The following is a 9,557-nucleotide window of genomic DNA, read 5'->3' as shown; positions in this document are numbered from 1 at the left end:
TTCTCCTCGGCGAGGCTGGCCAGCTTGGCATCCTGGTCCACCGCCGGCTCGGTGGCGTCCATGAGGAGCACGGCCACGTCGCTGCGATCCATGACCTTGATGGCGGCCATCACGGAGTACTTCTCCACCCGGTGGGCGATGGAGCGCTTGCGCCGGATACCGGCGGTGTCCGTGAGGATGATCTTCTTGTCCTTGTAGGTGAGCGTCGAGTCGATGGGATCGCGCGTGGTGCCCGGCACCTCGCTGGACACCAGGCGCTTCTGCTTGAGGAGCGCGTTCACCAGGGTGCTCTTGCCCACGTTGGGCCGGCCGATGATGGCCAGGCGGATGGAGCCGTCGTCGGGCAGCTCCTCGGAGTCCTCGCCCTCCTGCTTCGGGGGGAGCTTGTCCAGCAGGGTCTCCGCGAGCTGGGGCACGCCCAGCCCGTGCTCGGCCGACAGCGAGAGCACCTCGCCCAACCCCAGGCGGAAGAACTCCGCGGAGAGCGCTTGCATGGTGCCCGTGGGGCTGTCCAGCTTGTTGGCGGCCACCACCACGGGCTTGCCGCTCTTGCGCAGCAGCCGGGCCACGGCATCGTCCGCGGCGGTGAGCCCGGCGCGCCCGTCCGTGACAAAGAGGATGACGTCACACTCCTCCACGGCGAGCTGGGCCTGCTCGCGCACCTCCTTGAGGAGCAGATCCTTGTCGCCTGGGACAAAGCCGCCCGTGTCGATCACGGTGAAGGAACGGTCCCCCCAGGTGGCATCCGCGTAGTGGCGATCCCGGGTGACGCCGGGCACATCCTCCACGAGCGCGGCGCGGCGCCGGATGAGGCGGTTGAAGAGCGTGGACTTGCCCACATTCGGGCGGCCTACGATGGCGACCAGCGGTTTCATTACTCGTATCCCAGCTTCTTGAGTCCCTCGCGGCGCTCGCTCCAGCGCGGCTCCACGCGGACCCGGAGCGAGAGGTACACGTGCGTCCCCAGCAGCCGCTGGATGGCCTTGCGCGCGTCCGTCCCGATGGTCTTCAACATCTGTCCCTGCTTGCCAATGATGATGGCCTTCTGACTGTCTCGCTCCACGTAGATGGAGGCGGCGATGCGGATGAGGCCCGCGAGCTGCCCCGAAGGCGTCCCCGGGAGGGGCTCGCGCTCGGACTCATCGAACACCTCTACCAGCACCGCAGCGGAGTACGGGATCTCCTGCCGGCAGTGGTGGAGCACCTGCTCGCGGATGTACTCGGCCACCAGCGTACGCTCCTGCTGGTCGGTGAGCATGTCCTCGTCGAAGATCCGCTCTCCCTCCGGCAGGTGCTCGAGCACCACCTGGAAGAGCGTGTCCACCCCGTCTCCCTTGCGGGCGGAGATGGGCACCACCTCCGCGAAGGGGAACTCGTTGCGGAACAGATCGATCAGCGGCAGCAGCCTGGACTTGGGGATGCTGTCGATCTTGTTGATGACGAGGAAGGTAGGCTTCGCGATCCGCTGCAGCCGCTCGAGGATCACCCGGTTACCGGGGCCCACCTCGGGCTTCTCCCCCCCGGGCGGCTCGATGACGAAGAGGACCAGGTCCACCTCCTCGGCCGCCTGGAGGGCTGTCTCCACCATGTAGCGGTTGAGCTCTCCCTTGGCTTGGTGGATACCGGGCGTGTCGATGAAGGCGACCTGTCCCTCTGGCCGGGTCACCACGCCCAGGATGCGGTTGCGGGTGGTCTGCGGCTTGGCCGAGACGATGGCGATCTTCTCGCCCGTGAGCTCGTTGAGCAGCGTGCTCTTGCCCACGTTGGGCCGGCCAATGAGCGCGGCGAAGCCGCTGCGGTAGTTCTTCGAGGCCATCGTAGAGAAGGTGATCTGGGAGCCTCCCCCGTAGGGAGGCCCCGTGGGACTGCACGACTTGTCGAAGCCCCCTGCCCGCCTTCCAGGCGGTCGAGGGCTACGGGGTCGTCGAGATGGTCAGCTTGTTGATACGAACGTCCGAGGTGGGGCGGTCGTTCCGGTCCTTGGGCAGCTCGTTGGCGATTCGATCCACCACCTCGTAGCCCTGTACCACCTCTCCGAAGATGGTGTGGCGATTGTTGAGGTGCGGGGTGGGCACCACGGTGATGAAGAACTGGCTGCCGTTGGTGTTGGGGCCCGCGTTGGCCATGGCCAGCAGGCCCTTCTTGTCGAACTTGCGGCCGCTCTTGAACTCATCCTCGAAGCGGTAGCCCGGGCCGCCCGTACCCCGGCCGAGCGGATCGCCGCCCTGGACCATGAACTGCCCGATGCAGCGGTGGAAGATCGTCCCGTCGTAGAGCGGCGTGCCGCTCATGCCCTGGCTCGTCTGCGGGTGCGTCCACTCCTTCTCGCCGGTGGCCAGCCCCACGAAGTTCTCCACCGTCTTCGGAGCGTCCTTCGGGAACAGCTTCACGACGATCTTCCCCTCCGTGGTGTCGAAGGTGGCGTACAGATCGTTGCCGGCGCGCGCCTCGTCCATCATGCCCATCTGCGTGTCTCCCGCTGCGTTGGGGGCCCTGGCCGGGCCCGCGTGAGTGGTTGCCTGCCCTACTTCGACCCTGGCTTCTTCTTCGTTGCCTTCTTCGCGGCGCCCTCGGCCGCGGCGGCGGCGGGGGCTGCCTTCGGCGGCGTCTCGCTCAGCTCGATCTTGGTGATCGAGACAGGCGTCCTCAGCCGATCGTCCGGCGTTGTCGGGAGCTTGGAGATCTTCTCCACCACGTCATAGCCCCGTACCACCTCGCCGAAGATGGTGTGCTTGTTGTTGAGGTGGGCCGGCGTGGAGGTGGTGATGAAGAACTGGCTGCCGTTGGTGTTGGGGCCCGCGTTGGCCATGGCCAGCAGGCCCTTCTTGTTGAACTTGCGGCCGCTCTTGAACTCGTCCTCGAAGCTGTAGCCCCCGTCTCCCGTGCCGGTGCCCAGGGGGTCGCCGCCCTGGACCATGAAGTCAGGGATGACGCGGTGAAAGATCGTCCCGTCGTAGAGGGGCTTCTTGGACTTCTCCCCCGTCTGCGGATGCGTCCACTCCTTCTCGCCGGCGGCCAGCCCCACGAAGTTCGCCACCGTCTTCGGGGCGTCCTTGGAGAAGAGCCGGACAATGACATCCCCCTGGCTCGTCTTGAGGGTGGCGTAGAGAGGCTTGCCCTCCTGGGCCTTCTTCATCCACGAGCCGGGAGTGGACTCCGCACCGGCGACGGTGGCGGACAGGACCAGGCAGGTCGCGAGCAATCGGAACATGGCGGGCGACCTTATTCGGCGCCCTCCCCTCGTCAAAGGGGTTTCACTGCGAGGTGTCGTCCTTCCGAAGCATGTCCAGGGTGGCGCGGGCGGCGGCCTGCTCCGCCTCCTTCTTGCTGCGGCCGGTGGCTCGTGCGTACGGCTCCGAGCCGATCGACACCTCCACCTCGAATGTCTTCTCGTGGTCAGGCCCCACCTCGGCCACCACCCGGTAGCGCGGCGAGACCTTGAGTCGGTTCTGGACGTCCTCCTGCAGCTTCGTCTTGTAGTCCAGGCCGCTGCGGCCCTCGGCCACGCCCTCCAGGGCCTCGAGGAAGTGCCGGTCCACCAGCGCCATGACGGACTCCATGCCCGCGCCCAGGAATACCGCGCCGATCACGGCCTCCATGGCATCCGCGAGCACGGAGCTCTTCTCCCGCCCTCCCGTCATCTCCTCGCCGCGGCCCAGCAGCAGCAGCTCGCCCAGGCCCAGCGCCCGGGCGATGCGCGCAAGCCCCTCCTCGTTGACGATGAGGGCGCGCAGCTTGGACAGCTCGCCCTCGGAGGCGTGGGGGAAGCGCTCCATCAACCGGTGGCTGATGGCCAGATCCACCACCGCGTCCCCGAGGAACTCCAGACGCTCGTTGTCCTGAAGCCCGGCCTCCCGGTGCTCGTTGAAGTAGCTCTTGTGGGTGAGCGCCGCCAGGCCCAGATCCCTGCGGGCCAGGGGTACCCCCAGCCTCGTCTCCAGCGCCTGGACGCGCTCTTGAAGGCTCAGCTTCTCCACGCGGCTACTCTGACAGCTGGCTCGCCAGCTCCTCGGCGAGTGCGTACGGATCGGCCTTCCGCTCGGCGATCCGGGTGGCCACTTCTTCCATCCGGCCGCTCTCCCGCTCGAGCCGGGCCAGCGCGCTGCGCAGCAGCCGCTCGCGCAGCAGGGCCAGGAACTGCATGGCGGCGCGGGCGCGCTCCTTGTCCTTGCGAAGCCCCGTCTCGTCCAGGAAGGCGCGGTGCTGCTCCACCGCCTCCACCAGCTCGTCCACGCCCTGATCCTTGGCGGCCACCACCTTGAGGATGGGGGGCTCCCACTCGCGAGGGCCTGGAGCCTCCTCCACGTGGCGCCCCTCCGCCTTGGCGCGGACCATGCGGTGGTGCGCGTCGTGATCCATGGCGGGCGCCTTCACGGCGTGGCGCAGCTCCAGCATCATCCGCAGCTCGCGCACCATGCGGTCCGAGCCATCCAGGTCGGCCTTGTTCACCGCGAAGACGTCCGCCACCTCGAGGATGCCCGCCTTGATGGCCTGCACGTCATCGCCCATGCCGGGCACCGCCACCACCACGGTGGTGTGCGCCATCTGGGCGATGTCGATCTCGTCCTGCCCCACGCCCACCGTCTCCACCAGGATGATGTCCTGCCCCATGGCATCCATGACGCGGATGCAGTCACCGGTGGCGCGTGACAGGCCGCCCAGGTTGCCCCGGGTGGCCAGCGAGCGGATGAAGACGCCCGGATCCGTGGCGTGATCCTGCATGCGGATGCGATCGCCCAGGATGGCGCCGCCGGTGAAGGGGCTGGTGGGATCCACCGCGAGGACGCCCACGCGCTTGCCCTGCTTGCGGTACCGGGCGATCAGCCGATCGGTCAGCGTGGACTTGCCCGCACCAGGCGAGCCGGTGATGCCGATGATGTAGGCCCGGCCCGTCTTGGGGAACAGGACCTGCAGGTCCGCGGTGGCGCTGGCCTCGCCGTCATCGATGTGGCGCATCAGGCGGGACGCGGCCCGCACATCACCCGCGAGCACCCGCTGAGAGAGTTGAGTCTCCGTTGCCAATGCTCACTCCTGGGGCGAGTCCGGGCCGACGATCTGCACGGCCTCGCTGGGAACCTTGAGGAGGCCCGCCACCAGCTGGACGATGCCGGGGAAGCCATCGAGCTCGAAGCGGTCTGACCAGACCTTGCCCTTCGCCCCGGCCAGCAGGCCGCGGAAGGTGCGTCCCATCACCCGGCCTGCGGCGAAGCGGTAGTTCTCGCCGTTCACCCGCACATGCACGAGCACCTCCAAGGGGCTGCGCGGGGGGACCAGTGCCTGTGACCCGAAGGCCTGGGCGATCTCCTCGTAGCGCACCCGGCCGCCAGGGCCCACGGCCGCGGACGGAGGACGGGCCAGACGCTCTTCGATGAGCGCGCTCAGGTAGGTGGCGAGAGACGCTTGATCCCGGAAGTCGAACAGCTCGAAGCGGAACGGGGGCAGGCCCCCCAGCGCTTGTCCGTCGCGCCGAACCTGGCCTACCTGGAACTGGCCATGCCGGTCCGCCACCAGGGTGAGGGCGAGCGGTCCGGCCTCGAGCTCCGTGGACAGCACGAGCGTCTCCGGATCCAGGTCCGGGTGGAGCCCCATGGTGTGCAGCTGCGCGGAGCGGCGCTCGATGTGGAAGAGGTAGTCATCGAAGGAGCCCGTGAGGAGCAGCGAGATGTCCTCGCGGGTCGCCACGGCGCCGAGGATGACGGGCGTCAGCCCTACCACCGCGGGAGGCGCGGCGGGGATCAGCCGATCATGCTCGAGCTGGAACGTGATGGTGGAGATCGACTGCCGGGTGACGGGGTTGGTGAGGGCCGCATCCTGAGCCAGCTCCAGTGTGGCGAGGGTGCCGGTGGGGCCTTGCTCGAGGCGCAGGCCAAGCTGCTCGATCCGGGAGGTATCCATGTCTCAGCCCTTGAAGATCTCGCGGGCGATGATGCCGCGCTGGATCTCGCTGGTCCCCTCGCCTATCTCGCACAGCTTGGCATCGCGCAGGTAGCGCTCCACGGGAAACTCGCGGGTGTAGCCGTAACCCCCATGGACCTGGACGGCCTTGTTGCAGGCGCGCATGGCGGCCTCGGAGGCGAACAGCTTGGCCTGGGAGGCGGCCTGCGTGTACGGCTGGCCATTGTCGGCCATCCACGCCGCGCGGTGGACGAGCAGGCGCGCCGCGTCCATCTCCGTCTTCATGTCCGCGAACATCCATCGCAGGCCTTGGAACTCGGCGATCGGCTGGCCGAAGGCGGTGCGCTCGCGGGCGTAGCGCAGCGACTCCTCCAGCGCGCCCCGGCCCAGCCCCACGGCCAGCGCTCCGATGGTGATGCGGCCCTTGTCGAGGATCTTCAGCGTGTCGATGAAGCCGTGGTCCACCTCACCCAGCCGCTGCGAGTCCGGCACCTCCACACCCTCCAGGATGAGCTCCGCGGTGTCCGAGGAGCGCATGCCCAGCTTGCCGTGGATGGGGCGCTGGCTGAAGCCGGGCGTGCCCTGCTCCAGGATGAAGGCGGTGATGCCCTTCTGACGCTTCTCGGCGGTGGTGAGCGCCAGGATCACGAAGACGTGGCCCACGGTGCCCTGGGTGATGAACATCTTCGCGCCGTTGAGGACCCACTTGTCGCCCTTGCGGACGGCGGTGGTCTTCAGCCCGGAGGCGTCCGAGCCGGAGCCGGGCTCGGTGAGGCCCCAGGCGCCCAGCCACTCGCCCGAGGCGAGCTTGGGCAGGTACTTGCGCTTCTGGGCATCGTTGCCGAAGACGCGGATGTGGCTGGTGCCCAGGCCGTTGTGCGAGGCCACGGTCAAGGCCAGCGAGCCGTCGTAGCGGGCGATCTCCTCCACCGCCACGGCCACGGCCAGGCTGTCCATGGCCGCCCCGCCGTACTCCTCGGCGACCAGCATGCCCAGCACGCCGAGCTGGCCCAGCTCACGGACGACCTCCATGGGGAACTTCTCGTCCTTGTCCCACTCTCGAGCGTAGGGCTTCACCTTGCGCTCGCAGAAGTCCTTGAGGGAGGCCTTGAGGGCGCGGTGGCTTTCGGGAAGTTCGAAGTCCATGGGGGGTCGAAATATCTAACCGCAGAGAGGAGAAAGTGGGTAGCGCAACAGTCCAGCGGGGACGCTCGGCCGGTCTCAGACCGGGAGCACCCCGTGCTTCTTCTCTGGCCGGGGCTGGTAGCGGCGCGAGTAGACCTCGAAGCGCTGTGCCAGCTCATGACGCAGCCTGTCACCGGGGACGATCTCATCCACCACCAGCTCGCTGGCCAGCTTGAAGATGTCCACATCCGCCCGGTACTCGTCGCGCAGCTGCTGCACGTAGGCGGGGCGCTCGGCCTCGGGCTTCTCCTGGATCTTGTTGAAGTACACGGCGTTCACCGCCGCCTCGGGCCCCATGACGGCGATCATGGCCTGGGGCAGCGCCAGGGTGCAGTCCGGGGCGAAGCCGGGGCCGGACATGGCGTAGAGGCCCGCGCCGTAGGCCTTGCGGACCACCACGCAGATACGGGGCACGCTGGCCTCGGAGACAGCGGAGATCATCTTCGCGCCAGCGCGGATGATGCCTGCGCGCTCGACCTTCGTACCGATCATGAAGCCCGGCACGTCTGCCAGGTAGAGCAGCGGGATGTTGAAGGCGTCACACAGCCAGATGAAGCGCGCGGCCTTGTCCGCCGAGTCCACGAAGAGCACACCGCCCTTGTACTTGGGCTGGTTGGCGACGATGCCCACCGGCCGCCCGTTGATGCGCCCCAGGCCGGTGATGATCTCCTGGGCGAAGAGCTTCTTCACATCGAACCAGCTCCCCTCGTCCACCAGCTCGTGGATGAGGGCGTACATGTCGAACGGCTTGTTCTGGTCCACGGGGATGATCTCGTCCACGCGCTTGCCGCTGGCCTTGGGGGCCTTGGGCGCAGCCGCGGGCGGGGGCTGGCTGAAGTTCTCCGGGAAGTAGCTGATGTACTGCTTGGCGGCCTCGATGGCCTCCGGCTCCGTCTTCACCAGCACGTCGCCGCAGCCCGACACGGAGCAGTGCATCTTCGCGCCGCCCATCTCCTCGAGCGTCACCTTCTCGCCAATGACCATCTCCGCCATGCGAGGGCTGCCCAGGTACATGGAGGCGTTGCCGTCCACCATGATGACCAGATCACAGAAGGCGGGGATGTACGCGCCGCCAGCCGCGGAGGGCCCGAAGAGCAGGCAGATCTGCGGCACGTAGCCGGACAGGTGCACCTCGTTGAAGAAGATGCGTCCCGCGCCGCGGCGGCCGGGGAACATCTCCACCTGGTCGGTGATGCGGGCACCAGCGGAGTCCACCAGATAGAACAGCGGGCAGCGCAGGGTGCGAGCCGTCTCCTGGATGCGGAGGATCTTCTCCACCGTCCGGGCGCCCCAGCTCCCCGCCTTCACCGTGGAGTCATTGGCCATGATGGCGACGGTGCGGCCGGCCAGCTTGCCCAGACCGATGATGACGCCGTCCGAGGGCAGGTCGGCGTCCGCATTGTTGGCCAGCTTCGCATCCTCGATGAAGGAGTCCGCGTCCACGAGCAGACGGATGCGCTCACGAGCGAAGAGCTTGCCCGCCTCCTTGTTCTTCACGTGGTACTTCTCGGCGCCCCCCTTCTCCACCTCGGCGATCTTCTGGAGCAGCTTCTGGTCGTAGGACATGGCCCGGGCCACATACCAGAAAGGCGCTCGGCTGGCTGCTCTCTGTGGCGCTCTTGGAAGAGTGAGCTGCCGAGCAAAGCACCGACCGACCGACCGGTGGGTGGGTAGGAAAGAGTTTTCACAGGGATGCCGCGTGGAGCCCCCCTGCCTACCTTGAGACCACAACGGGAGGCAAAACCGTTGGGGCGCGGTGCTCCCGAAACCATCGGCCCAGGAGGGAATCATGTTCGCGACGAAGGCAAAGTGGGCGGCGAAGAGCGGCCTGTATCGGAAGTGGATGGCACAGAAGTTCCTGAACGACATCCCGAGGATCGCCAAGGACAAGTGGGAGGACTTCGATCCAGACGACGTGCTGCGTCTGGTGGGTCTCACCACTCACAAGCCGGTGAAGACCGGCTTCGGAACCCTGGGCGTGTTCGTGATCGGCGCTGCCGTGGGCAGCATCGTGGCGCTGCTGTTGGCGCCCACGCCGGGCACGGAGCTGCGCACCCAGGTCAAGGACAAGGCCATGGGCTACCTGAACAAGCAGAACCTCGGCATCGGGCAGGAGAAGACCGCGCACGCTTAGTGTGAGGGTCTCGTCGTAGCGGACGGAGCCGTCAGGGTGGGGGCCCTGGCGGCTCTGGCTGTTTGCGGAGGTCAGCGCCCCTTGTAGACAGGGGGACGCTTCTCCGCGAAGGCGCGCAGGCCCTCCTGCCGATCCTCGGTCTTGAGGATCTCCTCGTACTTGCGCAGTTCCAGCGCCAGCGCGTCGTCCAGTTCCAGGCCCATGCCCTCGTTGATGGCGTGCTTGGCGGTGGACACCGCAATGGGCGCGTTCTCCACAATGGCCTCCGCCAACGAGAAGGCCGTCTCCAGCAGGTGGCCCTCCGGCGCGAGCCGGTTCACCAGCCCCACGCTGAACGCCTCGG

11 protein-coding genes are annotated in these 9,557 nt (G+C 67.6%); 1 reads left to right on the top strand and 10 read right to left on the bottom strand.

Annotated elements, in window-relative coordinates:
• From der to VD972_RS01380, 9 genes are all read right to left on the bottom strand, one after another.
• A partial coding sequence (gene der, locus VD972_RS01420; protein WP_324979575.1) for a ribosome biogenesis GTPase Der occupies window positions 1-875 on the bottom strand: 875 nt, incomplete at its 3' end.
• Window positions 875-1,816 (bottom strand): GTPase Era, encoded by a 942-nt coding sequence (gene era, locus VD972_RS01415; RefSeq protein WP_324979573.1) that lies wholly within the window; start codon window positions 1,814-1,816, stop codon window positions 875-877. The genes der and era, both read right to left, overlap by 1 nt.
• 97 nt (window positions 1,817-1,913) lie before the next feature.
• Window positions 1,914-2,465: a peptidylprolyl isomerase gene (locus tag VD972_RS01410; RefSeq protein ID WP_324979571.1), complete on the bottom strand. Its 552-nt coding sequence runs from the start codon at window positions 2,463-2,465 to the stop codon at window positions 1,914-1,916.
• A gap of 59 nt (window positions 2,466-2,524) precedes the next feature.
• Window positions 2,525-3,211 carry a peptidylprolyl isomerase gene (locus tag VD972_RS01405; RefSeq protein WP_324979568.1) on the bottom strand — a complete coding sequence of 229 codons (687 nt, stop codon included), beginning with the start codon at window positions 3,209-3,211 and terminating at the stop codon, window positions 2,525-2,527.
• 43 nt (window positions 3,212-3,254) lie between these two features.
• Window positions 3,255-3,977 (bottom strand): ribonuclease III, encoded by a 723-nt coding sequence (gene rnc, locus VD972_RS01400; RefSeq protein ID WP_324979565.1) that lies wholly within the window; start codon window positions 3,975-3,977, stop codon window positions 3,255-3,257.
• Between the two features lie 4 nt (window positions 3,978-3,981).
• Window positions 3,982-5,022, bottom strand: a complete 1,041-nt coding sequence (gene meaB, locus VD972_RS01395; protein ID WP_324979562.1) for a methylmalonyl Co-A mutase-associated GTPase MeaB — start codon at window positions 5,020-5,022, stop codon at window positions 3,982-3,984.
• Between the two features lie 3 nt (window positions 5,023-5,025).
• Complete coding sequence (locus tag VD972_RS01390) at window positions 5,026-5,895, bottom strand: hypothetical protein (RefSeq protein WP_324979559.1); 870 nt, start codon at window positions 5,893-5,895, stop codon at window positions 5,026-5,028.
• Window positions 5,896-5,898: 3 nt separating this feature from the next.
• Window positions 5,899-7,041, bottom strand: coding sequence for an acyl-CoA dehydrogenase family protein (locus VD972_RS01385; protein ID WP_324979556.1), 1,143 nt, complete (start codon window positions 7,039-7,041; stop codon window positions 5,899-5,901).
• A 75-nt stretch (window positions 7,042-7,116) separates the two neighbouring features.
• Window positions 7,117-8,646 (bottom strand): acyl-CoA carboxylase subunit beta, encoded by a 1,530-nt coding sequence (locus tag VD972_RS01380; RefSeq protein WP_324979552.1) that lies wholly within the window; start codon window positions 8,644-8,646, stop codon window positions 7,117-7,119.
• 223 nt (window positions 8,647-8,869) lie between these two features.
• Between VD972_RS01380 and VD972_RS01375 the strand changes: the two genes are divergently transcribed.
• The gene (locus tag VD972_RS01375) at window positions 8,870-9,214 is read left to right on the top strand and encodes a YtxH domain-containing protein (protein WP_324979550.1); all 345 of its coding nucleotides are present in this window, start codon (window positions 8,870-8,872) and stop codon (window positions 9,212-9,214) included.
• 71 nt (window positions 9,215-9,285) lie between these two features.
• On the opposite strand, the gene VD972_RS01370 is transcribed toward VD972_RS01375, so the two are convergent.
• Window positions 9,286-9,557, bottom strand: a 272-nt coding sequence (locus VD972_RS01370; RefSeq protein ID WP_324979548.1) for an enoyl-CoA hydratase-related protein, incomplete at its 5' end; no start/stop codon positions are given.

The sequence above is a fragment of the Hyalangium sp. genome (genome assembly GCF_035629615.1).
Taxonomy (GTDB): Bacteria; Myxococcota; Myxococcia; order Myxococcales; family Myxococcaceae; genus Hyalangium.
This window is presented reverse-complemented; position numbering and strand designations above follow the sequence as displayed.